Here is a 26597-nt window from a genome sequence, read left to right as displayed (position 1 = left end):
TACTAAAGGGAACTGACTATTGTCCGCTCCCTTTCTTTTTACCTATTTTATTTTTGTTAATTTATTGGAAACGGAGTAAACAGGATGAGATTATTTTCAAACCTAAGTGATGTTAATTGCGATGAAATTTTCTATAAAAAGCCGCAGGAGTTCTCGAAAAATTCCGGGAAAGAAATCTTATCTTACGCGCTTGGGGCCACGCTATATATGCCTGCAACCCGACCGAATATTCATCAGGATTTGCTGTCAAAAAAACATTCCGGGCTTACATCCATGGTGATATGCCTGGAGGATGCAATTGGTGATGAGGAAGTTGAGATAGCTGAATTCATGCTCGTACAGGAACTAAAAAATTTAAAGGAAGATATTGAGAATGGTCTCTTAATGGAGGAAGACCTTCCATTAATGTTTATTCGCATAAGGAATTATGATCAGCTAAAGCGACTAAAAAACCGGATCCAAAAAGGTCTCGACTTATTAACAGGCATTGTCATTCCAAAATTTTCTCCTGATAAAGATTCGCTAGTTTTAGAGGAAATTAGAACACTAAATAATGAGGGTTTTAGACTTTTTGCACTTCCCATATTAGAGACAAAAAAGGTCATTGAAAAGGAAACACGACTAGATGAGTTAATGGCTATAAAAAATTTAGTTGACCAATATGAAGATCTCATTCTTAACATTCGAATCGGGGCAACAGATTTTTGCGGATTATATGGCATCCGCAGAAATTCGGATACGACTGTATATGATATTGCGGTTATTCGCGATTGTATCTCTGATATCGTTAATATGTTCTTACGTTCCGATCATCCATATGTTATTTCCGGTCCTGTTTGGGAGTATTTTTCCTCTAAGGAAAGAATGCTAAAACCGCAGCTTAGACAGACGCCTTTTCGCGAAAGATTTGGTCAGGAGGGAATTCATTTCCGGTCAGAATTAATTGATAAACATATGGACGGGCTGATTAGGGAAATAATGATGGATATTACAAATGGTTTAACCGGAAAGACGATCATTCACCCTACTCATATAAGGCCTGTACAAGCTTTAAATACGGTATCTTTTGAGGAATATCTGGATGCCAAAAGTATTATTGATAAGTCTAATGGAAAAATCGGCGTCATGAAAAGTGAATTCTCCAATAAAATGAATGAAATCAAGCCTCATTATTATTGGGCACAAAAAATTCTATTAAAATCTGAAGTTTACGGGGTGCTAAATGAAGAATACACATACATTGACTTGCTCACCAACGAAATGTACGCTTCCAATCCTCAACCAGTTAAAAGTTGAAATTGAAATTACAGAAAATCCATACGGGCTTCCTATCGACCAATTATTTACCATGGCTGCACGAATTAATAAAAAGAGATCATTTTTATTTGTAAGCAGGGTTTTAGGAAAGCATATCCCTATTGAACCTAGGATGGGAATATTAACAGGTGCTTTGCTGGCAAATCGTTATTTAGAGACGGTTTGTAGTGAAAGAGCAAGATTAACGGAAAAGCTAATATCCTTGTTTCATAATGGTGCTGATAGCTTTACCGAACAGCCTTTTGTTGATGAACAAATAAATCCAGTCATTATCGGTTTTGCAGAGACGGCAACAGCACTCGGACATGCCTTTTATCAATTTTTTAATAAGGCAGATTTCTTCCATACAACGAGAGAAAAGCTAGTTGGAATAGAACCAGTGATAACCTTTGAGGAGGAGCATTCCCATGCCACCTCTCACCGGTGTTATGTCAATGAATCCCTATTAAATAATCAGCGTGAGATTATTTTAGTTGATGATGAAATGACAACGGGAAAGACGGCGATAAATATTATTCGCTCCATTCAAAAACAGTTTCCACGAAATAAGTATACAGTGGTGTCCATTTTGGATTGGCGTTCGGAGGGGGACCAGCTTTTATACAAAGAGCTTGAAGAAGAGCTTAATATTACGATTCAATCAGTAAGTTTGCTAAAGGGGTTCATGAAGGCAATTGGTTCCCCGGATATTGAAAGTCCAATACCTTCACCACCAAGTGTCACATCCGTTGTCCAAACTGTAGAAAAGATTACGCTTCATGATGTCTTCCCGGAACATACAACCGCTGTCCATTATCCATCCCTTTCATTAGAAGGAACAACAAAGAGTATTCCTTATGTAAAAGAAACTGGCAGATTTGGATTAAATTCCGCGGCTAATAATGAATGGAAACAATCGATGGAGGAAGTGGGAAATTACTTAAAGACATATAGATCAGGGGAAAGGACTCTTTGCCTTGGAACAGGCGAATTTATGTATATGCCGATGAAGATCGCATCGTATATGGGAAAAGGAGTCAGCTACCAGTCTACTACTAGAAGCCCTATTTACGTCGAGAATCGGGAATCATATGGAGCCTTATTTGGTCTATCATTCCCTAATCCAGATGATTGGAAAGTCGACCAATTTGTTTATAATATCCCCCCAAATGAATACGATGATCTGTTTGTATTTTTTGAAAGAGCGGTATCGGAGGAAGAACTGCAGCCATTCCTTAATGAATTGAAAAAGACAAACATTAAAGACATAAAAATAGTATTCTTTAATGGAGGTTTACGAGATGAATAGTTCAATAAATAATATAACGAAATTTGGATCATATGCTGAAAATGACGTGATTTTTCTTTTGAAAGATTTAAGCCATTTTCAGTTGGAGGGTTCAATTGATAATCGAGAAAAGCAGATTCAGTTAGGGCAGCATTATAGTGAAACTTTGCCGATCGAATATCAGCCGCCAGCTAATTATATGGAATTGTTTCGCGAAACATTGATTGAATATAAGCAAAAAGTGGCTTTATGCACGGGGATTGTTGCCGAACAAATTTACGGACTAAAGGGTGAAAATACCGTTCTAGTTTCATTAGCACGGGCCGGAACTCCGATCGGAATCTTAATCAAACGCTATATTAAGGAAAAATACCATGCGGATTTACCTCATTACAGTGTCTCAATAATTCGTGATAAAGGGTTGGACGAAAATGCAATTTCATTTATTTTAGAGAAACACCCGGGAAAAACAATTCAATTTATTGATGGATGGACAGGCAAAGGCGCAATTTCAATTGAATTAACAAAGGCTTGTAAGGAAATTTCAGAGAAATATGGTATTGTGCTTGATGATAGCCTCGCTGTACTTGCAGATCCTGGGCATTGTACGACTCTTTATGGAACTAGGGAGGATTTCTTAATTCCTAGTGCTTGTTTAAACTCAACGGTTTCTGGATTAGTAAGCCGCACTGTACTAAATAAAGAACTTATAGGTCCCGATGATTTTCATGGGGCAAAATATTATCACAATTTAGCCGAATCTGATGTTTCCAATGAGTATTTAGATGTAATTACTAATGAATTTCCTGCTATTTTTGAGGAGGCAGCTAAATCTGCGGCATACCTGCTCCAGTACCATGAAGAGGCAACGTTTCAAGGTATGCAAGATGTGCAAAAAATAAAAGGGGAATATAATATCGAAAATACGAATTATATTAAGCCAGGTGTTGGAGAAACGACTAGGGTTTTATTAAGAAGAGTACCGTGGAAAATTCTCATGAAGGACATGGAAAGTCCATATGTCAGACATATATTAATGCTCGCTAAAGAAAGAAATGTGGAAGTTATTCATTATCCAAATATGAGCTATACATGCTGTGGACTTATTAAAAAGGTAGGAAAGAAATAATGAAAATGTTTGCGTCAGATTTAGATCGTACACTCATCTATTCAGAGCGGGCTCTGGCAGACTTTAAACAAACAGGAGTAAATGATCTAATCGGAGTGGAGAAAAAAGCGGATCGGGAAGTTGCGTTTATGACAAGACGGTCTGCAGAAGCTCTTTGCCAAATTGCAGACCATATGCTGTTTGTACCCGTAACGACTAGAACATGGGAGCAATTTAAACGAATCTTCATATTTTCGAACTACATTCCATTAACATATGCAATAACGTCAAATGGTGCCAATATCACTTATAAGGGGAACTCCCTAATCGAATGGCAAGGATTAATTCATGAGCGTCTAAGGTCTGAATGCAATCCGATCGATGGAATGGAAGCGGAATTAAGGGAATTAAAAATACCAGGGACAATAAAAAGGGCAGAAGGCTTATTCTTATACTATATTCTTGATGTGAACTTGAGCAAGGAAGAAATCATGATAGTTAAATCAAAAGCGACTGAATTTGGCTGGAGAGTTTCACTGCAGGGAAGGAAGCTATATTTTATGCCAAACCCAATTAGCAAAGGAGAGGCTGTTAGGTTTATAAAAGAGCGTGAGGGAATATCAACCGTTTACGGGGCTGGTGATTCTCTGCTTGATCATGATTTCTTAAAAGATTGTGATTTTCCATTTGTTCCATCACATGGGGAATTGGCCAATGAGTTTAATGAAGACTATCATTATACTTTAACTAATACAAGAGGAGTAATGGCAGGGGAAGAAATTCTAGCTGAAATATTCAAGACTGTAACAAATAAACCATTATAGGCTATTCCCCAAGCCACTTTCTTAAAATAAAGAATAGGCCGCCTCCAAACAGGTATGAAGCAACAAAAATGATAGAACCCCATAAAAATGAGAAATGCAAAGACATCGTCAAAAAAGTAATCAGTAAAGACCAAAAAAACAAATCTACTAATATAAAGTAGCCTGAACCTAGAATTGCTTCGACAGACTGCAAATCTGATTCTTGTAAATGGTATTTCGCCTTTCTAAAAAGGAACCTCATTTTAATCACCTTCTATAATTCAACGTACTTAACATTATGCTGGGACAAGAAAGAAGGTGAAAGATTGAAAATAAGAAGCATTTCATTGGAAGTTTTTTTGCAATATTAATGGAATCGTTTTAGAAAACTTCTTCAGGTGTGATATGATGGTAATAACTTTACATATGCATAAATTAATACATGCCATTACCATCTTTCGCTTGCAAAGGGAAGGGAAAATAAAATGAATCATTCATATAATCAAATAAAAACACATTTATTGCCGGTATCAAATGATAACTGGTTTAGTACTTTGAAAAAGCTGCTGAGGGAAAGGCCGCAATTTTCTATTGAGGATGGTACCATTCATTTTGGACAGGTTGTTGTCCGCTTTTTAGGTGTTCCTTTGGATGAAGATGAGTATTATAATCGTCTTTATGATTTAATTCATACAGAGAAAGCAGACCTCATTCTAATTAGTGAAGAGGCGCTTGATAAATCAATCGATAATCATCACTTTCAAGCCATCCAAAAGGTGTTAAATATTAACAGGGATCAAAAGTTATCTATTAACCGATTTGTGGCATTCCTTGACGGCGAACTGCTATTATTAAAATCCAATATCCCTTCTCTTCACCGGAAAACAAGGGAAGCAATGATTTCGGTATTGCAGCTGTTTTCAACAGAGGAGCCAGAAGGGTTAAACAGTCAAGAATTGAGAAGAGTGCTAGTCGATGTAATTAAATGGTCTTTTAACCATCTCGGCCAGATTTGGAATAATATCGAACTGGAAAAAGCGATGCCGAAATTTTTATGGTACGGGGAAACAAATAAGAGCCATAAATACTTCCTTTATTATTTAATGAATTTAGGATGTGATCTAGTTTCTTTCTCGCCATCAGGGAGTGATTGGCTAGCCGGCTGGAATGAGGGGCAAGAAGGAACCTTTGTTCACAGCTATCCTGAGCGGAAGCAACCCGAGCGGTTTCCAACTGAAAAGAGCAGACGCTCAGCTACCGTTGCCTACCGGGCATCAAGAGAGATTGAATCCATATTAAACCATGAAGGATCAGGTCTTTATAAGCCTTGGCAGCTCAGGGACTACACGCCTCTATCTGTCACGCTTAAAACAACCTATGATGAGCTCTTTATCTTAATTAAAGAAAAGGCAATGGTACGACCAAACTTTGAAGTGAAAAACGGACAAGTCAAAATTCCCTCCATTTTTGCCAAGGTACAAGGTGTAAGCAAAAATCGGAAAGAGTATTGGGACCGCTTACAATCCATTTCAGAGTACGATCATAGTCTTTTAATTAGAAGATTCCCATTTACAAATAATGTGAATAATGATTTTCGGTTTCACTATCGCAATGCCCTCGGTAATGATGGATTGCTTGATACTCATAAAATGGTGACGGCCCACTACTGGAAATACCAGCACTTGCCAACCGGATTACAAAATGGTATAGCGACAGCGATTCGAAATATATGTTATCGACCATATATTAAACCAATCCATCACGAAGGTATGGAGGAATTGAAAACCTACTTGTTTACACAAGGCATGCAGATTCCAGCTAGTGTTTTACAGCTGCTGCAAAAATTTGACTATTCACAGGATGTACCAAAGCTCATTCTCTATAACAATGAACTAAATGGTACAATGACAAGGACAGATGCAGCATTATTATTGCTGTTAAATCAATTTGGCATTGACATTGTATTATATAATCCGCCAGGACATAATGATCTAGAAAACTTTATAGAGGACGGTTTATATGATGTGCATTGGCTGGAGGATGTTGTATTTGAACAGGAATTTAAAGAACCTTCCATATTAAAAAAAGTAAAAGGAATATTAAAAAATTTAAGGGGAGACTGAGGTTATGAATCAAATGCAGCAGACAAATTTAGACCTTACTTTAAATAAAACTCAAGAGGATAAGCTTACAGAAGCATCTGCATCGGAAATCAAATTAGCTCTTAGAAATGATCCTGAAGTCCAAAATTTAGCGCGTTCAATTGATGAGAGAGATCAAATCCAAATTCTTGAATTTGGGAAGGAGCCAGCTACTCAAATTTCACGCTTCTCCGATCAAATATTAAGTAATATGAGATCAACAAAAGTTGAGGATTCTGGGGAATTATTAAAGCAACTCGGCAGAATCATGGATAAGTTTGATAAGAAAGACTTTGAAAAGACATCCGGCGGTTTGTTTGGAAAGCTCTTCAAAAAGGGCGAAAAGCTTATTGATAAGCTCTTTGGCAAATACCAGACGATGGGCCAAGAAATAGATAAAGTATATGTAGAAATATCAAAATATCAAGGTGAAATGGTTGACTCTACTACAATGCTTGATCAAATGTACGAGCAAAACTATCAATACTACTTAACACTGGAAAAATACGCTGTAGCAGGACAAATGAAGATTGACGATCTTAAAGCGAATCAGCTTCCTCAGCTGGAAGCTAGAACAGCAGCTGGAGATCAAATGGCTTCCATGCAGCTAGATACATTAAGAAATGCCATTGATTTAATGGAACAAAGAGTGTACGACTTGGAGATGGCAAAAATGGTGTCACTCCAAACAGCACCTCAAATTCGTTTATTACAAAGAGGAAATACAAAGCTTATCGGGAAGATTAACTCTGCTTTTGTTACAACGATTCCAATCTTTAAAAACGGTTTAATTCAAGCAGTCGCTGCTAAACGGCAAAAGCTAGTAGCAGATTCTATGAATGAGCTTGATAGAAGAACAAATGAGATGCTCCTTCGCAATGCCCAAAATATTTCCTCGCAAAGCGCAGATATTGCTAGACTTGCTGGGGCACCAAGCATTAAGATTGAAACGATAGAGGAATCATGGAATATTATTATTAAAGGAATGCAGGAAACAAAGGCGATCGAAGAAGAAAACAAACGTATGCGTGAAGAAGGAACAAGAAGATTAGAACAGCTTCAAGATAATTTTAAAAAAATTAAGCACCAAGGAAGCTAATCGATAAGCAATTCCCTTAACATGTGCAGTATGAAAAAGCTAAAATAAAAAAGTAATGGTAAAGATCTATTAAAGGATCAAAAAACTAATGAGGTGAAAATATGGCTATTAATTTACAAAAAGGTCAACGAGTTGATTTAACAAAAGGAAATCCAGGATTATCAAAAATTTTAGTAGGACTTGGCTGGGACCCAGTACAGAGTCGCGGCGGCGGTGGATTATTAGGTTCACTATTCGGAGGCGGCGGTGGAGCTAATATCGACTGTGATGCGTCCGTAATCATGTTAGATGAAAATGATAAAATCAGAAATAACAGTGACGTCATTTACTTTGGAAATTTAAAAAGCAAAGACGGAAGTATTCAGCATACAGGTGATAACTTGACGGGTGACGGTGATGGAGACGATGAGCAAATCTTAATCGATTTAAGCCGTGTTCCAGCACAAGTTCAAAAGCTTGTATTCGTTGTTAATATTTATGACTGTGTAAAACGTAAACAGCATTTTGGAATGATCCAAAACGCATTTATTCGTATTGTGAATTCTGCAAACAACCAAGAAATGATTCATTACAATTTGACAGATAATTACAGCGGAAAAACTTGTTTAGTTGTAGGCGAAATTTACCGCCACGGTGCAGATTGGAAATTTGCTGCAGTTGGGACTGGCACTTCTTCACCAGGCTTAGCAGATGTTGTTCGTTCCTACAGTTAAGTCAATAGTAATTAGTCGAGCTCTGGCAAATTTGTCAGGGCTTTTTCACGTTTAGCCCCTCTTTGAAACAGAGTTTCCAAGTTTTTGCTAGACTTCGATTATATAAAGCTATTTTTTCATATGTTATAATTTAATTATTATTTCATAATTCTTTACTTTATTAAGTTTTTCATTGGAACTGCGGGGGAGGGGAGTCTATGATGAAAAGATTGATGGCTTTGACAATATTAATGACTCTAACCCTTTCATTAATGGGCAGTTCACAAGCTGCAATGGGGGGGATTCAACTGAAGAATTATCCTTACAATTCTCTTCTGCACCAATCCCTTGATCTCCAATCTCCAAGTTTAATAGGAAGTATTATCATACTTCCGATAGATCCATTTGATGAGCTGAAAGCAGCCGAGATCATCGAAAGGATTGACCGCTTACCATATTTCCTATTGGAAAAAATAGCTAGAGAAGATATTAAACTGAAGCTGTTTGTTGGAAAATTAACGGATAATCCTACAGCACAGTACTTATCGGGAATAATTCCGAGAGGATACAAAAGTCAAACTACATGGGATGATGTTCCAGGAATCGGCGGATCCAAAACCGTTTTAGTGAAAATAGGTTTTAGTGAAAAAGGAAAAGGGCATGGTTCTATTAATTTAGAGCTGCATGAGATTGCCCATTCGATTGATAAATATGTTTATAATGGGATCCGTTACAATCAAAAATTTCTTTCTGTTTGGAAGCATGAAAGTTCTAAATTATTTCCTAATCAAGACTATTTTCTAACCTTTCCTGAGGAGTATTTTGCTGAGGCTTTTGCTTATTTTTATCTGAATAGCGAATCAAATATGCTATTAAAAAATAAAGCACCGGAAACCTATCATTTTATTAAAAATTTAAATTAAGGAAATGTTAGCCGTTTTGGTATAGAATATTAACCATGTATGAATAGAAAAGGTTGGATGTAAATGAAACAGTATTTAGAGCTTTGTCAGCATGTCTTGGAAAATGGCGTGAAAAAAGAGGACAGAACAGGAACAGGCACAATCAGTACATTTGGCTATCAAATGCGCTTTAATCTTCAGGAGGGGTTCCCGGTTATAACAACAAAAAAACTGCACTTAAGATCCATTATTTATGAGTTGCTCTGGTTTTTACAAGGAGATACAAATATTAAATACCTCCAGGATAACGGTGTTAGAATCTGGAATGAATGGGCAGATGAGGAAGGCAATTTAGGCCCTGTTTACGGTCATCAATGGAGATCATGGACAGGAGCAGACGGAAATACAATTGATCAGATCAGCGAATTAATCCATCTGCTAAAGACAAATCCTGATTCTAGACGGATGGTTGTGAATGCATGGAATGTTGGAGATATTGAGAAGATGGCACTTCCTCCGTGCCATTGCATGTTCCAATTTTACGTTGCTGAAGGGAAATTATCTTGTCAGCTTTACCAAAGATCAGCCGATGTGTTCTTAGGGGTGCCATTTAATATCGCTTCCTATGCTCTTCTCACCCTCATGATTGCACAGGTTTGTGACTTGGAGCCAGGAGAATTCATTCATACCTTCGGGGATACTCATATTTATTTAAATCATTTAGATCAAGTGAAACTCCAGCTTACCCGTGAGCCAATGGCGTTGCCGAAAATGAAAATCAATCCTGAAGTAAAGGATATTTTCTCATTTAAGTTTGAGGATTTTGAATTAGTCAATTATGAGGCCCATCCTCATATTAAGGGGGAGGTAAGTATATGATTTCTTTAATATGGGCAATGGACGAGAATCAAGTCATCGGCAAAAATAATCAGCTGCCATGGCATCTTCCTGAAGACTTGAAGTTTTTCAAAAGAACAACCATTGGACATCCGATTGCAATGGGGAGAAAAACCATGGATTCAATTGGGAAGCCTCTTCCCGGCAGAGAGAATATTGTGATAACACGTAACCATGATTTCACAAAAGAAGGGTTTACAATATTTCACTCAGTTGAGGAATTTATTCAATATAGTAATGAGAAGGAAGATGAAATATTTGTTATTGGCGGTGCTGAAATATTTAAAGTATTTCTTCCCGTTGCAGATCGTCTTTATATAACCCGGATTCATGCACAATTTGAAGGGGATACGTTTTTCCCAGAACTGAAGATGGAAGAATGGGAGCTAATTACAAAGGAAAAAGGCATCAAGGATGAGAAAAATCCATACGACTACGAATTTGAAATTTATCGCAGATTAACGGGCTGTAAGACCCCACTTCAAGAAGTTGAGTAAAACAAAAATTCTTAGTGAGGATCAACAGCCCGTAAAGGCCCGATTGGTTCAACTATCAATCAATGGGGGATGATAGGAAACCCCCACTGATTGAAGTTTCACTTTATGATAGAAAATAGAAAAGACTCCTGCGCGGAGTCTTTTCTTATTAACCATTAGGATTAACTAAATAGTCCGTCAACTTTTTGACCATTGCATGAAATTCCATTGGGTCACAAAATTCATCAGCTGAGAAATTACTTCTAACCCATTGAATGAGCTCGTGGGGAGTATTGAAAAATTCCCCGCTCGAATCGCTTTTCCTGATCATGTACCGGCCGTTATCCTCATCTAATGTTACTTCTACTGGCAATGCACAATCAAGACTGCATAATGAAAACTCCATTTGCCCCACCCCCATTTAATCATACAAAATAATCGTCCCATTTGATCATTTCAGCTAATAGCCAGAGTAAATTCATCTTAAAATTAGAAAAATTTAACTTTGCTTATTATATGATGAAATCTTAGATTGCTATTCAATGAATATCGGAAAAATAAAAATTTTTAATTTATAAGGTTGAAATCAGGTATACAAATGGTATAATAGAAAAATTAAATCGTAATAAGTGAAGGTGACAATATGGAACAGAAAGTATTGAAGAAAAAATGGGTGCAACTGGAGGATATTCTGATTGCATACCAACAGCTGAAGGATATCGTCGCCCATACACCGTTGCAAAGAAATGAGCTTCTTTCTGAAAAATATGAGTGTAATGTGTTTTTGAAAAGGGAAGATCTACAGCATATCCGATCCTTTAAGCTTAGAGGTGCCTACTATTCAGTCAAGTCACTAAGTGAAGATGAAACAAGAAATGGCGTTGTGTGTGCAAGTGCGGGCAATCATGCTCAAGGTGTAGCATACGCATGCAGACATTTAGGTGTTCAAGGGAAAATATTCATGCCAACAACGACTCCACGACAAAAGGTAAGCCAGGTTGAAATGTTTGGCCGCGGCTTTGTTGATATTATATTAGTTGGTGATACGTTTGATGATTCCTATGCTGAGGCCAATAAATGTGCAGAAGATGAGAAGCGGGCGTTTATCCATCCATTTGACGATGAAAGGGTCATTGCAGGACAAGGGACCGTGGCGGTTGAAATATTGAATGACTGTGAGGAGCCGATTGATTTTGTTTTCGCTAGTATTGGCGGGGGCGGGTTGATGTCTGGGTTAAGTACTTACATTAAAAGTATTTCACCAAAAACGAAAATGATTGGTGTTGAGCCTGCCGGTGCAGCATCGATGAGCGAATCTGTAAAGTATAAATCTGTAACTCTACTAGAAAATATTGATAAATTTGTTGATGGAGCTGCAGTCAAAGGTGTCGGAGAAAAAACTTTTGACATATGCGAAGAACTTGTTGATGATATTCTACTCGTGCCTGAAGGAAAGGTATGTACGACAATCCTAGAATTATATAATGAACATGCAATTATTGCAGAACCTGCAGGGGCTTTGCCAATTGCTTCACTTGATTTTTATAAAGAAGAAATTAAAGGGAAGAATATCGTTTGTGTTATTAGCGGTGGAAATAATGATTTCGGCAGAATGCAGGAGATGAAGGAAAGATCCTTATTGTATGAAGGGCTTTTATATTACTTTATTGTTAACTTTCCACAGCGTGCTGGTGCATTGCGAGAGTTCCTCGATGAGGTTCTCGGGCCAAACGATGATATTACGAGATTTGAATATACAAAAAAGAATAATAAGGATAATGGTCCGGCATTAGTGGGTATTGAGCTGAAGAATAAAGAGGATTACCCTGGTTTAATCCAAAGATTGAATAAAAAGGGTTTTGCTTATCAGGACATTAATAAAGACAGTAATCTCTTCCATTTGCTTGTTTAAAATAACATCCAATATTATAATGATAAGGATAAACAGATTTATTAGCTTATTATAGTGGCAGGAAGGTATAAGTTTTGTGAACTAAATATGAACTTTCTTGAACTTTCGCCACAAGCGGGGTTAAAAGCACTATAATTAAATCAAGGTTTATCAGTAAGCAATTTTAAGGAGGATGTTTATGCTATCAAACATCGGATTTCCTGGATTATTTCTAATTCTTATCTTGGCATTAATAATATTTGGTCCAAAAAAATTACCTGAGATCGGCCGGGCTTTCGGTCAAACACTTAGGGAATTTAAGAAGTCTACTCGTGATTTAACAAGTGACGTGATGGAAGAAATAGAGGATGACAACAAGAAAAAAACGATTAAATAAGGCGGCAAGATTTCATGTCTTGCCTTTTTTTTATCTTTTTTCTGTTATGCCAAATATAGTATTTTCAGGAGAAGAAAATGGAAGATAAAGAACTGAACTTAGTTGAGCATTTGGATGAATTAAGGAAAAGGCTTATTATTTCAATAGCAGCTTTCTTAGTTTTCTTTGTGGCAGGTTTCATGTATGTGGAAGAAATTTATCATTGGGTTGTCCGCGACCTTGATGTGAAACTTATTGTACTTGGTCCAAGTGATATTATCTGGGTTTACTTTATGATTGCATCTGTTATTGCCATTGCAGCGACAATCCCGGTTTTAGCTGTGCAAATATGGCTATTTGTTAAACCAGCTCTAAGTCCAGTAGAAAGAAAAATTTCACTCTCATATATTCCTGCATTATTTATTTTATTTATCGTTGGTCTTTGTTTCGGCTATTTTGTTATTTTCCCGACTGTGTTGGGCTTTCTGGTTGATTTAGGCGGGCAGATGCTGGAAACGAATTTCACTGCGGAAAAGTATTTCCGGTTTATTTTGCATATGACCATGCCATTTGGAGTATTGTTTGAATTGCCGGTCGTTGTCATGTTCTTGACATCGTTAGGAATACTTAACCCGTATGCCCTTGCAAAAATTCGAAAATATGCATATTTTGTTCTTATTGTTATTGCAATTGTCATTTCCCCGCCTGACTTTATGTCAGATTTCCTTGTTGCCATTCCATTATTATTCTTATATGAAATTAGCATCAACCTATCAAAAATCGTCTATAAGCGTAAATTAAAGAAGGAACAGCAATGGGAAGAACAGAATGACTATGAGCCTTTAGATGAAAACTAATTGTATTGAAGTGAACTATACAAGCTTGTTAGGTAAAAGATTTAACAAAAAATATTTTTATATACACATATTTAGACACCTTTCGATAGCGATTTCATGTATAATATAATCAAACGGGTAAAAAAGAGGATTGATATTTTGCTATTTAAAAGCCTAGAGTTCAAAAATGCTGTTGGACAGAAGGTTAAGATTACGGAAATTCCTGTACTAGAGAGAAATAGCCCATTTTACTTCATGATTCAAGTCCGTTTGCAAGCTTTCATGACATTCCTTTATAAGGATTCCAAGAAAGTTATGAAAAATCACTCCTTTAGAGAGTATTTAAAAAGAGTTCTGAAATGGCCAGTGTATGAAGAGCTATTTAAGACTCCTGAATTAAAGAATAACGCTTGAACTAATTTTGAGTATCAGCTTAGCAGCTGGTACTCTTTTTATTTTGCAAAAAAACACCTAAGCGATTGATTTCGCTTAGGTTGTGATTAGCTTGGAAATGGGGTTGGAGTTGGTTCTGCGTAGCCTTCTTTGTACTTATTATCAATGTATTGGCGAATCTCTTTAATGGATTTTCCATCTTTGTATTGAATAATGCTTTCAGCAGCTGTATCTAAGCAGACGCCACAGCGTGTTCCGTGGTCATCCCAAACAACGCCACCCGATTGTTTATTTTCATATACGAAACAATCGTAATTATCTTTATGATCTCCTGATTCACTGCATCCGCAATAACATGGAATGGCTTCCAACAGATTCTTGTGCTGAGCTGCTGCCCCGTATATGATCTGCATTTGCTCGGGCTTTTCATTTAGAAAATCCGGAAGCACCTCATTAGAATTTGTTAATTCGCGCAAGTCTCCATTTTCTGCATGGTAAGTATGAATATCCTCATCCTTATTTGAATTGGCTGATTCTTCTAATTTGGAGGAACAAGCCGATAATAGAGAAAGGATGCCGATAACTGTAAGGAAATAAGCAAATAATTTTATTCTCATCAAATCACCTAAATTCTAATAGTTTTATCGGAAATGATCAATTCAACTATATCATAATTTATTTAATAAATTTAAAATGATAGCCACGATTCATTAATTTGTCATATATAATAGGAGGTGAGACGCAAATATTGTAACATTTACTAGACATTAAAGGAATTATGCTCATCTTTGTCGAAAAGATTAAATGTTTGAGAATATAAATGATTCGGGGACTGATTTATGAAGGATCATATTAATAATTTACCTTTGCCCAGAAAAGTTTTTCTATTCTCGTTTTTTATAAGTTTAATTCTAGTTTCTATTACAGCTGGAATAAGTTTAATCCTACAAACGAACCAGATGGAAAAACAGATGAAATATCGGGTTGTTGAAATGTCATCATTATGGAGTACCACATTCGATGCAAAAGATATTAAGAGGATAAATGAAGATAGAAATGCAGAACATCCTGCATTTCAAAATATTACTGAAAAGCTGACACTTGTAAATGAGAAATCACCTTATACAAATGCCGTCCTACTTTCTACAGATGTTACTAATGAAGATGAAATTTTTATTCTGGTCAGTTCCAAAAGCTATAAAAAGATCGGATTGCATCCATTTTCTAATTATGAAGCTGGTAAGGTGTATTTAGAAGGTTATAAGAAAGCTATTTCGACAAAAAATATTATATCTACTGAAATGTACGAGGATAAGTATGGGCCTTGGATATCTGCCTTTGTTCCGATTCTTGGACAAGACAGTGAAGTTGTCGGCGTTATCAGCTTTGATATAAATGCAGAACTGGTCACGGAAAACCGAAATAAGATTTCAGCCTACATAATTGCTATTTTTCTTCTGATGACAGTAAGTGGTTATTTTATGCTTAAAAGAGGCTTGAAAAAAGTATTGTATCCGGTTAATGAAATAATCGTAGGCTTTAATGAAGTGAGTAATGGAAATTTCGATGTGAAATTAAAGTCCGTAAATCAGGCTGATTTGGGCATTTTAGCCGAACGATTTAATAATATGACCAGTAAGCTATCCTTGCTTTTTGATCGCTTATCCGCAACATCTGTGGAGTTTGGGACAAATCATAAAAATCCTGTTTCCATGCACAGATTTGAAGAAGCTATAGATGAAATGGAACAAATCTTACATAAAACAAAAATTCTGCGAGAACTTCAAAGAGCAGAAAAAATGAACGCAATTGGACAGCTGGCAGCCTCTGTTGCCCACGAAATTAGAAATCCAATGACTGTTGTTAAAGGATTCCTGCAAATCTTTTTGGCAAAAGACCAAATGAGTGATGAAGAGCGTATGTATATTCGATTGATGATTGAAGAAATGAAACGTGCCGAAACAATCATCAATGATTATCTTTCTTTGGCGAAGCCGGATATTGAACAATCCGAAAAGGTGGATGCAGGTGAAACAGCATCAAAGGTGCTTGACCTGATGAATTCATATGCCATGATGTCAAAAAATATCATGGTCGTTCCTAATTTGAGTGAAGGGGTTATTATTCAAGGCAATAGCAGTGAGCTAAAGCAAGTACTGATAAATATATTAAAAAACGGGATAGAAGCAATGAAAGTCGGGGGTACGCTAAGTATTTCGGTTTATAAAGATGAAAAGTATGGAGTTTTTGAAATAAGTGATACAGGAATTGGAATGAGTGCAGAGGAATTAGAACGGTTGGGAACGGCATTTTATTCCTTAAAGGAAAAAGGAACTGGAATCGGATTAATGGTGTGTTACCAAATCATTGAAAGGATGAAAGGGAAGATTGAAGTTCAAAGTCAAAATGGAAAGGGAACAACCTTCAAGATTTTTGTTCCATTAACAGATGATAATGTGGAATATCTTTAAAAATAAATTGACATCAGTGTACTGTCACAAGTTTGCCATAGTTTTTTCTTTCTTCTTTCGTTTCTGTCTGCTAGAATAGGTTCGAATATATAGAGGAGCGGATAAAGAAATGAAATTTAGATTTATGACAATCATCCTATCGATTTTAACAGTCTTAATACTTTCAGCTTGTGGCCAAAGTGAAATAAAAGATGCAAAAAACTGGCCAGTTGCCGATTTTACTTTTACAGATCAAAATAATAAATCCCTTGGATTATCCGATTTAAAAGGTAAGGTTTGGGTTGCTGATTTTATCTACACGAACTGTCCTGATGTTTGCTTGCCAATGACTTTTAATATGGCTAAATTACAGGATTTAGCGAAGAAAGAGGAAATTGAGAATATTGAGTTTGTCTCATTCAGTATAGATCCGGAAATCGATAGCCCAGAAGTTTTAACGGCCTATGCGGGTCATTTTGATGTAGATTTTAATAATTGGCACTTTTTAACTGGATATAAACAAGAGGAAATTGAGAAATTTGCAATGGATAATTTTAAAACTCTTGTAAAAAAGCCTGAAAATGACCCTAATGTCATTCATCAGACCTATTTTTATTTAGTAAATGGAGAAGGCAAGATCATGAAATTATATTCTGGTCTTGATGACATCCCTTTTGAAGAAATTATTAATGATATCAAGACATTACAATAGACCCTTCCATAGGTCTATTTTTTTTGTCATTAATAAAGACCAACGTGTTATAATAACCTATACGGTAAATAACGTGCCCCACCTCTAGGATTTCTACGTTTTAATAAAGGCGGGTGATTACATGAAGATTAAATTCCTCTTTTTCATTGTAAGCATACTCATTCTTGCTTCATGCAATATTCTTTCCTCTTCTGAAGTTGGGAAACTAAATAAATCAAAACAAACCGTACTAACGGCAAAAAATATGCCGGAAGATGATTTTATTCCCCATGACATCACAATTGTTTCTGCTGGAGACTCACTAACTGAGGGTGTGGGGGATAGTACAAATAGAGGTGGGTATATTCCATACTTAAAAGAAAAGTTAGAAAATGACAAGGGAATTGCTGATGCCTATTTTTATAATTTTGGTGTCAAAGGAAATCGTTCAGATCAGCTCTTAAAGAGACTTGACTCAAGTAAGATAAAGTCTGCAATTGGCGAAGCAGATATAGTCATTGTAACGATTGGCGGCAATGATATGATGAAGGTCGTCCGTGAAAATTTTACAAGTTTAAATTTGAAGGCCTTTCAAAAACAAAAACAAATATTTAAAGATAATTTAGATGATTCGCTCGTAAAAATTCGAGAGGATAATCCAAATAGCCTTGTTGTTTTAGTTGGATTATATAATCCATTTATATCTTGGTTTGCTAATATTAATGAAATTAATGTGATTGTTGATGAATGGAATTCTACGAGCAAGGAAATCCTTGAAAAATATCCAAATACGTTTTTTGTAGAAATTGATGATATTTTTCAAAAGAATGCGGAGGATTTGCTCTTTACAGATTTTTTCCACCCAAATGATAAAGGGTATGAACTTATTGCTGGCCGGGTTTATGATACATTGAAAGAGGAAGCATTAACTAAGCTATCAGAGAGATTCTACACAGTGGGGATTGGAGAGAATTGAAATTGAAGGAACAGAAGTGGAAAAAGCTCTTTTTCCTTTTACTAGCGATCAACATAATCGTCATTGCGGTGTTAGTAGTGATTGTCAAGACCCCCGGTGAAGATGATTATTACTCACCACAAAACATTGATTTAAATGAACATGTACCATTTAGAATTCAAACAGATAAGGCTGACTTAAATCAGGTAATTAACCATTATCTAGACAAAGAAGGTTTAACAGGACCAATTGATTACCGAATTAATTTAGACAAAGAAGTGGAGTTATATGGTACTGTCCCTGTATTTAGTCAAGAAATTCAAATGAAGCTAGCATTTGAACCGATAGCATTAGATAATGGAGATATTCTTCTTCAGCAGAAATCAATTTCAGTCGGTCAGCTTCAATTGCCAGTATCATATGTTTTAAAGTTTGTGAGAGATAAATATAAAGTACCCAATTGGGTTACTATACAGCCAAACGAGGAAAGAATTTATGTTTCATTACAAAAAATGAAATTAAAAAGCGATATTCATGTAAAGGTTGATGAATTCGATTTGAAAAATGATGATATTCGATTCACACTGCTCGTACCGATCAAGTAATTTAAATCGTTCAAAAAGTATAATGCAAAGGCCAGGCTACCTTTGCATTATGCTTTTTTAATTTTTGATGAAAACAACTTCTAGCCCTTGCTCGCTCGTAATGGAACCAACGATAAGGATGGTGTATGCTTTGTTTGGCTTCAGTTGTATTTGTGGTAATGGCAGGGCAATATTGGAGGACCCTGCAATTCTTGCTTCCAGGTCCACTGTCATGGGGGACAGTCCAAGATAGCTTGTATGTTTACGGAAGGATAAATTAGAAAAAATAACATCTCTGCCCTTAACAGCAATATCTAAGGCAGGTGCATCAGGAGAAAGATTAATGAATCTAATCTTTGATTCACCACTAGGCACACGAGGGTCATCCTCAAGGGCAAGCCACTTCAGATTCTTTACATGCCCAGTTGGGATTAGGGTATAATGTTTTCCTTGTTCAATTATTACTTTTCGGCTTAGGACAGTCGATACCATATTTCCTGTTGGATAAATATCTACTTGATGTTTGCCAGGGGGCAAAGAAAGGTAATTGCTCGTCTCTTTATAAGAAAAATCTTTTAATATTCTTGTGCCATCAATATATATATCTACATTAGGGGCATCTGTGGAAGCATGTATAAAACGCACCCTTCCAGAACTGATTTGATCTTGTTGATTGGGCATTGTATGAGTGCGCATCATTTGAACTGCCATATTTATATATTGCAAATGTTTTTGATAATAGGCTATATGGCTGGCGGGATTTGTATATTTATAGTAATTTGCTAGCAGGTCATATTTACTAGCTTTTTGTAAAAAATCATGATAATTTTGATTTCGGGACATACCCCTCGCTCCTATCTAGATGGTGTTTACGTCAATAACATATGCAAATGGGCATAGGTTGGTGTCACATACCTTTTGCCATTCATTAGACACAACTGTTCCAGCTGAAAAAACACTTTACAAATGGATAGGAGTTCCATATAATAAATTCATTAGATGAAAGGCGGGTGAAGTGCAATGACAAAATTATTAATTGTAAATAATCTCATTGTTGATAATATTTGCACAGCCCAATCTAATTCTGTTTAATGTGATAGGAATGTTCTTTTTCTATGCTTATTAAACCATGGGCTGTGGTGCCTATGGTTTTTTTATATTTTATTTGCATGGAGGAAGAAAAATTGAATTTAAATATGATTGGCTATAATGAATTTTTTGAAAAAGAATTTGAAGCATACGAAGCGGATGGCTTTACAGTAGGCCGCGTTTCACTTGAACATAAAAGAATGTATCGGGTTTGGACTGAGGAAGGCGAAATATTATGTGAAGTTTCCGGGAAGTTTTCTTATGTAGCCACTGCTAGAGAAGATTATCCGGCAGTAGGTGATTGGGTTGTAATAAAGGCTCGCCAAGCTGAAGGTCGCGGCACTATTCATAAGGTGCTCCCGAGAAAAAGCAAATTTTCTAGAAAAGCAGCTGGCGAAAATACAGAAGAGCAAATTGTCGCCACGAATGTAGATACGATCTTTCTAGTTAATTCTTTAAATGACGATTTAAACTTGCGCAGAATCGAAAGATATTTACTTTTATCGTGGGAAAGCGGTGCAAATCCAGTTATTGTTTTAACAAAAGCTGATTTATGTGATGATGTAGAAGGAAAGTTATCTGAAGTAGAAGGTATAGCAATGGGTGTACCGATTGTTTCGGTCAGTGTCCTAGAGGAAAAAGGGCTTGAAGGTTTAAAGCCATATCTTCACCCAGGAAAATCAATTGCTCTCCTCGGTTCATCAGGTGTAGGGAAATCAACCTTAACGAATTATCTGTTAGGTGCTGAGAAGCAAAAGGTGCAGGATATTCGTGAAGATGATGATAAGGGACGCCATACGACAACCCATCGAGAGCTAATTCTGCTGCCAGGGGGAACAGTGCTAATCGATACCCCGGGAATGAGGGAGCTTCAGCTTTGGGACAGTGCTGAAGGATTAATGGATAGCTTTACAGATATTGAAGAGATAGCGAAGCAATGCAAGTATAGAGACTGTAGCCACACTCAAGAGCCAGGCTGTGCTGTTGCACTCGCTATTAATAATGGCTTGCTCGATAGCAATCGTCTTGTGAGCTACAAGAAGCTGCAAAGGGAATTGGCTTATTTAGAAAGAAAGCAAGATCAGAGGGCGCAGCTCGAAGAGAAGAAACGATGGAAAAGCATGAACATAAGCATGAAAAATATAAATAAGAAACTGTATTAAGGTTTATTTGATGAGATCTCTATTGAAGAGGTCTCTTTTGCATATAGGAGTCATTTCTTTCATACATATTTTTAACTTTGGGAAAATAGGCGAATACCCGTACAGGGCAAGCTCCCATTTCATAAGGTAATATGGAAAATGCCTTAAAAAAGATGAGGAGTGAAGGAATATGTATTATGGACATTGTCATCCAGTAGCCGGTGCGTTTGATCCATGCTATCCTGGACATGGTTATCCAGTTGCTGGCGTTCATGCAGGACATGGATTCGGTGGTTTTGCTTTAATCGTTGTATTGTTTATTCTGTTGATTATTATCGGTGCAAGCTGTTGTGGGGATTGGTAATATTCCCCGTTATACTTGAGGCTGTCTTTGTTTAAAAAGGCAGTCTTTTTTATTTTGTCTTAAGTGTGTATTCCAGCTTGGATATTTTCGCTATTATCCATGAAAGATTCAAACATTCTTCTCATATAATCTAGTATTGTCCTAAAGTAAGAATTTGCTTTCTCAAGTGGATGGAGGGGGAGGGCTTATGAATAAGTCCAATTTAATTAAACCAGTGCTGGAAAGTGAATATCCAGTGATTGATTATGGCAAAGGAATATACTTATACGATCAAGATGGGAAGGAATATTTGGATGCATCATCTGGGGCCATTACAGCCAATATCGGTCATGGGGTAAAGGAAATTATTGATGCCATGCATGAGCAGGCTAAACGGGTTTCATTTGTCTATCGGTCACAGTTTACGAGTGATGCAGCCGAAAATCTTGCACGAAAAATTGCCGAGCAGACGATTGGAGACTTAAACTGGTGTTTTTTTGTAAATAGCGGTTCAGAAGCAACGGAAACTGCGATGAAAATTGCTATTCAGTATTGGCAGGAAAAAGGAGTGCAGACAAAGACAAAAGTATTATCGAGATGGATGAGCTACCATGGGATTACATTAGGTGCACTCTCCATGTCTGGGCATACAGGCAGAAGGGCAAGATTTATTCCACTTCTTGAAGATTTTCCGGTTATTCATCCTCCCTATTGTTACCGCTGTCCATATAATCGAGAGGCGCCAGATTGTGGGTATGTCTGTGCACAGGAGCTTGATACAGTGATAAAGCGGATCGGTGCCGAATATATTGCAGCTTTTATTGCGGAACCGATCATTGGTGCTTCTGGTGCAGCCATTACCCCTCCTAAGGGCTACTACAAGGTCATTAAAGAAATTTGTGATAAAAACAGAATTCTTTTTATTGCGGATGAAGTGATGACTGGCTTTGGAAGAACAGGTGCCATGTTAGCCTGTGAGCATTGGGGCATCGAGCCAGATATTGTTGCATTAGGAAAAGGAATGGGGGCTGGGTATGCCCCAATTGCAGCTGCTTTAGTAAGCGAACGGGTGATGGAACCCATCCTCTCAGGTTCAAAAATCGTCATGAGCGGGCATACTTTAAGTGCAAACCCCCAGTCATGTGCAGTTTCCCTAGCTGTTCTTGAATACTTAGATAAAAACGAAATTATTAAAGAGGTTGATCAAAAGGGGCATTATTTAATTGAAAAACTTGTGAAATTGCAAGAGAAGTTCCCGTTTATTGGAGATATTCGTGGAAAAGGGCTAATGATCGGGTTAGAATTTGTCCAAAATCATGAAGAAAAAACGCCTTTCCCGCGATCCCTTCTTTTTACGCAAAAATTAATACTGCTTGCACAAAGCTATGGGTTGATTATTTATCCTGCAGGTGCAGGTATTGATGGCATGAATGGGGATGCGGTTTTAATTGCACCTCCTCTTACGATTACTTTCCAAGAAATAGATGAATTACTAAAGCGTTTGCAAATGACTTTTGAATCGTTTGCTGAAAAATATTTATCAACTGAGGAGGGTTGCAAGTAATGGAAAACTCCTTCAAAAAAATAATATCGATTGATGCAGCACTAGAGTATTTCACTGATGGAATGACCATCTTGTTTGGCGGCTTTGGAGGAATAGGCTCTCCTCCAACGATTATCGATGGGATTCTTGAGAAGGGAATACGAAATCTTACATTGATTGGGAATGATACTGGATTTCCTCATATTGGGATAGGTAAAATTGTTAGCCAAGGGAGAGCTCGGAAAATTATTGCTTCTCATATTGGATCAAATCCTGTTGCTGGACAATTAATGACAGAAGGAAAACTAGAGGTTGAGTTTTCTCCACAAGGAATTCTTGCAGAGAGAATAAGAGCTGGTGGAGTGGGATTAGGTGGAATTCTATCAGATATTGGGATGGATAATGAAATGGTTTCCTGCAATAAGCAGAAAATCATTATCGGCAATAAACAATATCTAGTCGAAACAGCTTTAACAGGTGATGTATCCATCGTATTTGCAAAGAAAGCCGACTCGTTCGGAAATCTTATGTACGATAAAAGTGCCCGTAATACTAATCCTCTTGTGGCAATGGCAGGGGATATTACCATTGCAGAGGTAGAGGAAATTGTCCCTGTTGGAAGCCTAGATCCGGATGAAGTGGTAACACCAGGAGTTTTTGTTGATTATATTGTTCCTTCTAAAGGGGTGAATTGGAAATGGGCATGGGAATAGATATACGCAATAGAATTGCCAAGCGTGCAGCAGAGGAGATTAAAGATGGAATGGTCGTGAATCTAGGTATTGGCATTCCTTCACTTGTCCCTAATTATTTGCCAGAGCAAATGAACGTTATTTTTCATGCGGAAAATGGCATCACTGGTATGGGTCCAAGCCCAATGAAAGGTGAGGAGGATGAAAATCTTTGCAATGCAGGCGGGTTTCCTGTGACCGTTATCGAAGGTGCATCCTATTGTGATAGCGCCATTTCCTTTGGCATGATCAGGCGGGGAAGAGTGGATATGACCGTTCTTGGATCACTAGAAGTAAGCGAAAAAGGCGATTTAGCCAATTGGATCGTTCCAGGTAAGAAAGTTCCTGGAATGGGCGGAGCGATGGAGCTCGCTCAAAAGGCAAAAATAGTGATTGTCGTCATGAGTCATACGGATAAGCATGGAAAAGCGAAAATAGTGAGTGAATGCTCTCTTCCTTTAACCTCCTCAAGCTGTGTGAACATCATTATTACAGAGATGGCAGCCTTTCAAGTGACGACAGAGGGGCTAGTGTTAACCGAAATATTCACACCACATACAATTGAAGAAATAAAAGCGAAAACTGGCTGTGAATTTCAAATAAGCGATCTACTTAGAATCATAGATTAAGAAAAATTAGCAATATTCTGGTAGCATAGAGAGGAGTGGTCGGATGCAATGGGGAATAAAGGATTGGCTAAACAGGAATCGAAGAAAGGGGATACATCTTCTCCAAAGACTTGTTCAGGAAGGCAGCATTCGCGGAAATGAAAGCAGTGCACAGGCTATAATTATTGAAAAGTGCAGGGAACTCGGTCTTTGTGTAGATATTTGGGAAATAGGTGAGCAACAGCTTATCAACCACCCTAAATTCTGTTCAGATCGAAAGGACTTTACAGGAAATCCAAATGTTATTGGGGTCCTTAAAGGATCAGGCGGGGGAAGGTCACTCATATTAAATGGACATATAGATGTAGTGCCGGAAGGGGACCGGGACGATTGGAAACATGATCCTTTTAGTGGACATATTGAAAATGGAAAATTATATGGCCGAGGGTCAACAGATATGAAAGGGGGCTCTGTGGCCCTGCTTCTCGCCATAGAGGCCATAATCAATCTAGGGATACAGCTTAAAGGGGATGTTATCTTCCAAAGTGTTATTGAAGAAGAAAGCGGCGGTGCTGGAACACTGGCTGCCGTATTAAGAGGGTATAAGGCAGATGGTGCCATTATCCCTGAACCAACAAATATGAAGCTGTTTCCAAAACAGCAAGGTTCTATGTGGTTTCGCATTACAGTAAAGGGACGTTCAGCACACGGCGGAACAAGGTACGAAGGGGTTAGTGCCATCGAGAAAATGGTGCATGTCATTCAACAATTACAAAAATTGGAGAAAAGAAGAAATGAGAAAATATCAGATCCTCTTTATCAACATATCCCAATCCCAATTCCTATTAATATCGGAAAAATTCACAGCGGGGATTGGCCATCCTCTGTCCCCGATATAGCTGTCATCGAAGGAAGAATGGGCGTAGCCCCTCATGAAAAAATGGAAGAGGCAGAACAAGAATTGGAAGCTGCCTTGGCTGAAGTAGCTCGAAAAGATGATTGGCTCAGTGAGAATCCACCGAAAATTGAATGGTTTGGCGGAAGATGGCTGCCAGGAAATTTAGAAGAAAATCATTCTCTAATGGAAACAATTTCAGAAGCATTTGAAAGAGTAACAACGACTAAGCCGATTATCGAGGCATCACCGTGGGGGACAGATGGCGGAATCCTTTCTGTTGTAGGAAATACACCGGTTGTTGTTTTTGGCCCTGGAGTTACCGCGGCTGCCCATGATGCAAATGAGTATATTACTATTGATGAGATGTTTGAAGCTGCGGAAATCATTGCCTTATCGATCATTAGTTGGTGCGGAGTTAATGAGGAAATAAAATAAAAAAGGGGCCCTAGCGCCCCTTTATGAAAATGAGGGATGGATTATGGAATCAATTGCAGCTGTGCAATTGATAAAAAATGAGAACTATACGATGAAGGTTTATATTGATTCGTTTAATAAACGAATTCGAGTAGATGATTTATATGGAGATGTTTCACAAGGAATGGAAAAAGCTGAAAAAATAGCAAAAGAGCTGCAAGCGGAAAAATTGATTCTTAAAGGAAGAATAGAACAATTTCCCTTGCTGATTAAGAACGGCTTTACGTGTGAAGCGATGATTGAGCGATATTTTTTAGGCTCTGATATGTATTTTTTCTGCAAATATTATACAACTGAGAGAAGGACAAGCAGTCAATGGCTTAAAGAAGATTCCATTACAGAAAACGTTTTAAAGCTTGAACCATACTTAAAGTCCATAAAACCGCCACTAGAATATATTTTTAAGAAGCTCACCCAAGAAGATGCAGATAGCTTAGCAGCACTTTATCAAGAGGTGTTTCAAATTTATCCAACTCCACTCAATGATCCACATTATATTAAGGAAACTATGAACGAAGGTACAATCTATTATGGCTTCCAATACAATGGCCAGATTGTTAGTGCAGCCTCTGCTGAAGTGAATACCTTTTACAAAAATGCAGAATTAACCGATTGTGCTACATTGCCCCAGCATAGAAAGCATGGTCTAATGAAAATTTTATTAGAAAAGCTTGAGTCAGAATTGAAGACAACTGGGGTGTACTGTGCCTATTCGATTGCAAGATCTTTATCTTTCGGAATGAATGCAGCACTTCATCAGCTTGGCTATAGCTATAGGGGCAGACTTACAAATAATTGCTTTATTTTCGACAAGCTTGAGGATATGAATGTATGGGTGAAGGATCTTTCTCAAAAATGATGAGTTTCTTTTAGATTCTCGGGTTAGCTTTA

Annotated in this window: 29 protein-coding genes; 25 read left to right on the top strand and 4 right to left on the bottom strand. The window is 37.3% G+C overall.

The window, feature by feature from the left end:
* Nucleotides 1-84 precede the first annotated feature (84 nt).
* Genes RRV45_RS13440 through RRV45_RS13425 form a run of 4 tightly spaced genes read left to right on the top strand, consistent with a single transcriptional unit; the run spans nt 85 to nt 4516 of the window.
* Nucleotides 85-1296 carry an HpcH/HpaI aldolase/citrate lyase family protein gene (locus RRV45_RS13440; RefSeq protein ID WP_315665202.1) on the top strand — a complete coding sequence of 404 codons (1212 nt, stop codon included), beginning with the start codon at nt 85-87 and terminating at the stop codon, nt 1294-1296.
* Nucleotides 1223-2605: a phosphoribosyltransferase family protein gene (locus RRV45_RS13435; protein WP_315665201.1), complete on the top strand. Its 1383-nt coding sequence runs from the start codon at nt 1223-1225 to the stop codon at nt 2603-2605. Before RRV45_RS13440 ends, RRV45_RS13435 begins: the two co-directional genes overlap by 74 nt.
* The gene (locus RRV45_RS13430; protein ID WP_315665200.1) at nt 2598-3713 is read left to right on the top strand and encodes a cysteine protease StiP family protein; all 1116 of its coding nucleotides are present in this window, start codon (nt 2598-2600) and stop codon (nt 3711-3713) included. Before RRV45_RS13435 ends, RRV45_RS13430 begins: the two co-directional genes overlap by 8 nt.
* A complete protein-coding gene (locus tag RRV45_RS13425; protein ID WP_315665199.1) occupies nt 3713-4516 on the top strand; it encodes an HAD family hydrolase in 804 nt (267 codons plus the stop codon). The genes RRV45_RS13430 and RRV45_RS13425 overlap by 1 nt, the downstream gene beginning before the upstream one ends.
* Before the next feature lies 1 nt (nt 4517).
* Here the strand turns inward: RRV45_RS13425 and RRV45_RS13420 are convergent, their stop codons facing one another.
* A complete protein-coding gene (locus tag RRV45_RS13420; protein WP_315665198.1) occupies nt 4518-4757 on the bottom strand; it encodes a hypothetical protein in 240 nt (79 codons plus the stop codon).
* A gap of 223 nt (nt 4758-4980) precedes the next feature.
* On the opposite strand from RRV45_RS13420, the gene RRV45_RS13415 reads away from it, so the two are divergent.
* From RRV45_RS13415 to RRV45_RS13390, 6 genes are all read left to right on the top strand, one after another.
* A complete protein-coding gene (locus RRV45_RS13415; protein ID WP_315665197.1) occupies nt 4981-6618 on the top strand; it encodes a YceG family protein in 1638 nt (545 codons plus the stop codon).
* Between the two features lie 13 nt (nt 6619-6631).
* Complete coding sequence (locus RRV45_RS13410) at nt 6632-7735, top strand: toxic anion resistance protein (protein ID WP_410489383.1); 1104 nt, start codon at nt 6632-6634, stop codon at nt 7733-7735.
* A gap of 101 nt (nt 7736-7836) precedes the next feature.
* Nucleotides 7837-8448, top strand: a complete 612-nt coding sequence (locus tag RRV45_RS13405) for a TerD family protein (protein ID WP_315665195.1) — start codon at nt 7837-7839, stop codon at nt 8446-8448.
* Between the two features lie 197 nt (nt 8449-8645).
* Entirely contained in the window at nt 8646-9350 is a 705-nt protein-coding gene (locus RRV45_RS13400) for an anthrax toxin lethal factor-related metalloendopeptidase (protein ID WP_315665194.1), read from the top strand.
* 63 nt (nt 9351-9413) lie between these two features.
* Nucleotides 9414-10208 (top strand): thymidylate synthase, encoded by a 795-nt coding sequence (locus RRV45_RS13395; RefSeq protein ID WP_315665193.1) that lies wholly within the window; start codon nt 9414-9416, stop codon nt 10206-10208.
* The gene (locus RRV45_RS13390; protein ID WP_315665192.1) at nt 10205-10723 is read left to right on the top strand and encodes a dihydrofolate reductase; all 519 of its coding nucleotides are present in this window, start codon (nt 10205-10207) and stop codon (nt 10721-10723) included. Before RRV45_RS13395 ends, RRV45_RS13390 begins: the two co-directional genes overlap by 4 nt.
* Before the next feature lie 148 nt (nt 10724-10871).
* Here RRV45_RS13390 and RRV45_RS13385 read toward each other — a convergent pair whose 3' ends face one another.
* A complete protein-coding gene (locus tag RRV45_RS13385; RefSeq protein ID WP_315665191.1) occupies nt 10872-11108 on the bottom strand; it encodes a hypothetical protein in 237 nt (78 codons plus the stop codon).
* A gap of 237 nt (nt 11109-11345) precedes the next feature.
* Between RRV45_RS13385 and ilvA the strand changes: the two genes are divergently transcribed.
* The 4 genes from ilvA (at nt 11346) to RRV45_RS13365 (ending at nt 14219) form a co-directional block, all read left to right on the top strand.
* A complete protein-coding gene (ilvA, locus tag RRV45_RS13380; protein ID WP_315665190.1) occupies nt 11346-12614 on the top strand; it encodes a threonine ammonia-lyase IlvA in 1269 nt (422 codons plus the stop codon).
* 178 nt (nt 12615-12792) lie between these two features.
* The gene (tatA, locus tag RRV45_RS13375; protein ID WP_315665189.1) at nt 12793-12990 is read left to right on the top strand and encodes a twin-arginine translocase TatA/TatE family subunit; all 198 of its coding nucleotides are present in this window, start codon (nt 12793-12795) and stop codon (nt 12988-12990) included.
* Between the two features lie 77 nt (nt 12991-13067).
* Nucleotides 13068-13826, top strand: a complete 759-nt coding sequence (tatC, locus tag RRV45_RS13370; RefSeq protein ID WP_315665188.1) for a twin-arginine translocase subunit TatC — start codon at nt 13068-13070, stop codon at nt 13824-13826.
* Nucleotides 13827-13964: 138 nt separating this feature from the next.
* Nucleotides 13965-14219, top strand: coding sequence for a DUF2535 family protein (locus RRV45_RS13365; protein WP_315665187.1), 255 nt, complete (start codon nt 13965-13967; stop codon nt 14217-14219).
* An 86-nt stretch (nt 14220-14305) separates the two neighbouring features.
* On the opposite strand, the gene RRV45_RS13360 is transcribed toward RRV45_RS13365, so the two are convergent.
* A complete protein-coding gene (locus tag RRV45_RS13360) occupies nt 14306-14815 on the bottom strand; it encodes a PCYCGC motif-containing (lipo)protein (RefSeq protein WP_315665186.1) in 510 nt (169 codons plus the stop codon).
* A gap of 222 nt (nt 14816-15037) precedes the next feature.
* On the opposite strand from RRV45_RS13360, the gene RRV45_RS13355 reads away from it, so the two are divergent.
* The 4 genes from RRV45_RS13355 to RRV45_RS13340 all read left to right on the top strand — a co-directional run bounded on the left by RRV45_RS13355 (nt 15038) and on the right by RRV45_RS13340 (nt 18899).
* Nucleotides 15038-16669 carry an ATP-binding protein gene (locus tag RRV45_RS13355; protein WP_315665185.1) on the top strand — a complete coding sequence of 544 codons (1632 nt, stop codon included), beginning with the start codon at nt 15038-15040 and terminating at the stop codon, nt 16667-16669.
* Between the two features lie 109 nt (nt 16670-16778).
* Entirely contained in the window at nt 16779-17360 is a 582-nt protein-coding gene (locus tag RRV45_RS13350; RefSeq protein WP_315665184.1) for an SCO family protein, read from the top strand.
* A gap of 121 nt (nt 17361-17481) precedes the next feature.
* A complete protein-coding gene (locus tag RRV45_RS13345; RefSeq protein WP_315665183.1) occupies nt 17482-18315 on the top strand; it encodes an SGNH/GDSL hydrolase family protein in 834 nt (277 codons plus the stop codon).
* 2 nt (nt 18316-18317) lie between these two features.
* Complete coding sequence (locus RRV45_RS13340) at nt 18318-18899, top strand: YpmS family protein (protein ID WP_315665182.1); 582 nt, start codon at nt 18318-18320, stop codon at nt 18897-18899.
* A gap of 57 nt (nt 18900-18956) precedes the next feature.
* On the opposite strand, the gene RRV45_RS13335 is transcribed toward RRV45_RS13340, so the two are convergent.
* Nucleotides 18957-19721 (bottom strand): DUF4397 domain-containing protein, encoded by a 765-nt coding sequence (locus tag RRV45_RS13335; RefSeq protein WP_315665181.1) that lies wholly within the window; start codon nt 19719-19721, stop codon nt 18957-18959.
* A gap of 341 nt (nt 19722-20062) precedes the next feature.
* Here RRV45_RS13335 and rsgA point away from each other — a divergent pair, with 341 nt between their 5' ends.
* The 7 genes from rsgA (at nt 20063) to ablB (ending at nt 26565) form a co-directional block, all read left to right on the top strand.
* Complete coding sequence (gene rsgA, locus RRV45_RS13330) at nt 20063-21130, top strand: ribosome small subunit-dependent GTPase A (protein WP_315665180.1); 1068 nt, start codon at nt 20063-20065, stop codon at nt 21128-21130.
* 169 nt (nt 21131-21299) lie between these two features.
* Nucleotides 21300-21473 carry a YjcZ family sporulation protein gene (locus tag RRV45_RS13325; protein WP_315665179.1) on the top strand — a complete coding sequence of 58 codons (174 nt, stop codon included), beginning with the start codon at nt 21300-21302 and terminating at the stop codon, nt 21471-21473.
* Between the two features lie 187 nt (nt 21474-21660).
* Nucleotides 21661-23016 carry an aspartate aminotransferase family protein gene (locus RRV45_RS13320; protein WP_315665178.1) on the top strand — a complete coding sequence of 452 codons (1356 nt, stop codon included), beginning with the start codon at nt 21661-21663 and terminating at the stop codon, nt 23014-23016.
* Complete coding sequence (locus RRV45_RS13315; RefSeq protein ID WP_315665177.1) at nt 23016-23708, top strand: CoA transferase subunit A; 693 nt, start codon at nt 23016-23018, stop codon at nt 23706-23708. Before RRV45_RS13320 ends, RRV45_RS13315 begins: the two co-directional genes overlap by 1 nt.
* Nucleotides 23693-24355, top strand: coding sequence for a 3-oxoacid CoA-transferase subunit B (locus RRV45_RS13310; RefSeq protein WP_315665176.1), 663 nt, complete (start codon nt 23693-23695; stop codon nt 24353-24355). The genes RRV45_RS13315 and RRV45_RS13310 overlap by 16 nt, the downstream gene beginning before the upstream one ends.
* 43 nt (nt 24356-24398) lie before the next feature.
* Nucleotides 24399-25667, top strand: coding sequence for a peptidase (locus RRV45_RS13305; protein WP_315665175.1), 1269 nt, complete (start codon nt 24399-24401; stop codon nt 25665-25667).
* 43 nt (nt 25668-25710) lie between these two features.
* Nucleotides 25711-26565, top strand: a complete 855-nt coding sequence (ablB, locus tag RRV45_RS13300; protein WP_315665174.1) for a putative beta-lysine N-acetyltransferase — start codon at nt 25711-25713, stop codon at nt 26563-26565.
* Nucleotides 26566-26597 lie beyond the last annotated feature (32 nt).

The sequence above is a fragment of the Bacillus sp. DTU_2020_1000418_1_SI_GHA_SEK_038 genome (assembly GCF_032341175.1).
Lineage (GTDB): Bacteria > Bacillota > Bacilli > Bacillales > Cytobacillaceae > Cytobacillus.
The sequence above is the reverse complement of the archived record's forward strand: the minus strand, read 5'-3'. Positions and strand labels throughout refer to the sequence as shown.

What these genes read in the sequence shown, in the direction of transcription:
- RRV45_RS13440 (WP_315665202.1), top strand. Translation starts at nt 85, where the DNA reads ATGAGATTATTTTCAAACCTAAGTGATGTTAATTGCGATGAAATTTTC.
- RRV45_RS13435 (WP_315665201.1), top strand. Translation starts at nt 1,223, where the DNA reads ATGAAGAATACACATACATTGACTTGCTCACCAACGAAATGTACGCTT.
- RRV45_RS13430 (WP_315665200.1), top strand. Translation starts at nt 2,598, where the DNA reads ATGAATAGTTCAATAAATAATATAACGAAATTTGGATCATATGCTGAA.
- RRV45_RS13425 (WP_315665199.1), top strand. Translation starts at nt 3,713, where the DNA reads ATGAAAATGTTTGCGTCAGATTTAGATCGTACACTCATCTATTCAGAG.
- RRV45_RS13420 (WP_315665198.1), bottom strand. Translation starts at nt 4,757, where the DNA reads ATGAGGTTCCTTTTTAGAAAGGCGAAATACCATTTACAAGAATCAGAT.
- RRV45_RS13415 (WP_315665197.1), top strand. Translation starts at nt 4,981, where the DNA reads ATGAATCATTCATATAATCAAATAAAAACACATTTATTGCCGGTATCA.
- RRV45_RS13410 (WP_410489383.1), top strand. Translation starts at nt 6,632, where the DNA reads ATGCAGCAGACAAATTTAGACCTTACTTTAAATAAAACTCAAGAGGAT.
- RRV45_RS13405 (WP_315665195.1), top strand. Translation starts at nt 7,837, where the DNA reads ATGGCTATTAATTTACAAAAAGGTCAACGAGTTGATTTAACAAAAGGA.
- RRV45_RS13400 (WP_315665194.1), top strand. Translation starts at nt 8,646, where the DNA reads ATGATGAAAAGATTGATGGCTTTGACAATATTAATGACTCTAACCCTT.
- RRV45_RS13395 (WP_315665193.1), top strand. Translation starts at nt 9,414, where the DNA reads ATGAAACAGTATTTAGAGCTTTGTCAGCATGTCTTGGAAAATGGCGTG.
- RRV45_RS13390 (WP_315665192.1), top strand. Translation starts at nt 10,205, where the DNA reads ATGATTTCTTTAATATGGGCAATGGACGAGAATCAAGTCATCGGCAAA.
- RRV45_RS13385 (WP_315665191.1), bottom strand. Translation starts at nt 11,108, where the DNA reads ATGGAGTTTTCATTATGCAGTCTTGATTGTGCATTGCCAGTAGAAGTA.
- ilvA (WP_315665190.1), top strand. Translation starts at nt 11,346, where the DNA reads ATGGAACAGAAAGTATTGAAGAAAAAATGGGTGCAACTGGAGGATATT.
- tatA (WP_315665189.1), top strand. Translation starts at nt 12,793, where the DNA reads ATGCTATCAAACATCGGATTTCCTGGATTATTTCTAATTCTTATCTTG.
- tatC (WP_315665188.1), top strand. Translation starts at nt 13,068, where the DNA reads ATGGAAGATAAAGAACTGAACTTAGTTGAGCATTTGGATGAATTAAGG.
- RRV45_RS13360 (WP_315665186.1), bottom strand. Translation starts at nt 14,815, where the DNA reads ATGAGAATAAAATTATTTGCTTATTTCCTTACAGTTATCGGCATCCTT.
- RRV45_RS13355 (WP_315665185.1), top strand. Translation starts at nt 15,038, where the DNA reads ATGAAGGATCATATTAATAATTTACCTTTGCCCAGAAAAGTTTTTCTA.
- RRV45_RS13350 (WP_315665184.1), top strand. Translation starts at nt 16,779, where the DNA reads ATGAAATTTAGATTTATGACAATCATCCTATCGATTTTAACAGTCTTA.
- RRV45_RS13345 (WP_315665183.1), top strand. Translation starts at nt 17,482, where the DNA reads ATGAAGATTAAATTCCTCTTTTTCATTGTAAGCATACTCATTCTTGCT.
- RRV45_RS13335 (WP_315665181.1), bottom strand. Translation starts at nt 19,721, where the DNA reads ATGTCCCGAAATCAAAATTATCATGATTTTTTACAAAAAGCTAGTAAA.
- RRV45_RS13325 (WP_315665179.1), top strand. Translation starts at nt 21,300, where the DNA reads ATGTATTATGGACATTGTCATCCAGTAGCCGGTGCGTTTGATCCATGC.
- RRV45_RS13320 (WP_315665178.1), top strand. Translation starts at nt 21,661, where the DNA reads ATGAATAAGTCCAATTTAATTAAACCAGTGCTGGAAAGTGAATATCCA.
- RRV45_RS13315 (WP_315665177.1), top strand. Translation starts at nt 23,016, where the DNA reads ATGGAAAACTCCTTCAAAAAAATAATATCGATTGATGCAGCACTAGAG.
- RRV45_RS13310 (WP_315665176.1), top strand. Translation starts at nt 23,693, where the DNA reads ATGGGCATGGGAATAGATATACGCAATAGAATTGCCAAGCGTGCAGCA.
- RRV45_RS13305 (WP_315665175.1), top strand. Translation starts at nt 24,399, where the DNA reads ATGCAATGGGGAATAAAGGATTGGCTAAACAGGAATCGAAGAAAGGGG.
- ablB (WP_315665174.1), top strand. Translation starts at nt 25,711, where the DNA reads ATGGAATCAATTGCAGCTGTGCAATTGATAAAAAATGAGAACTATACG.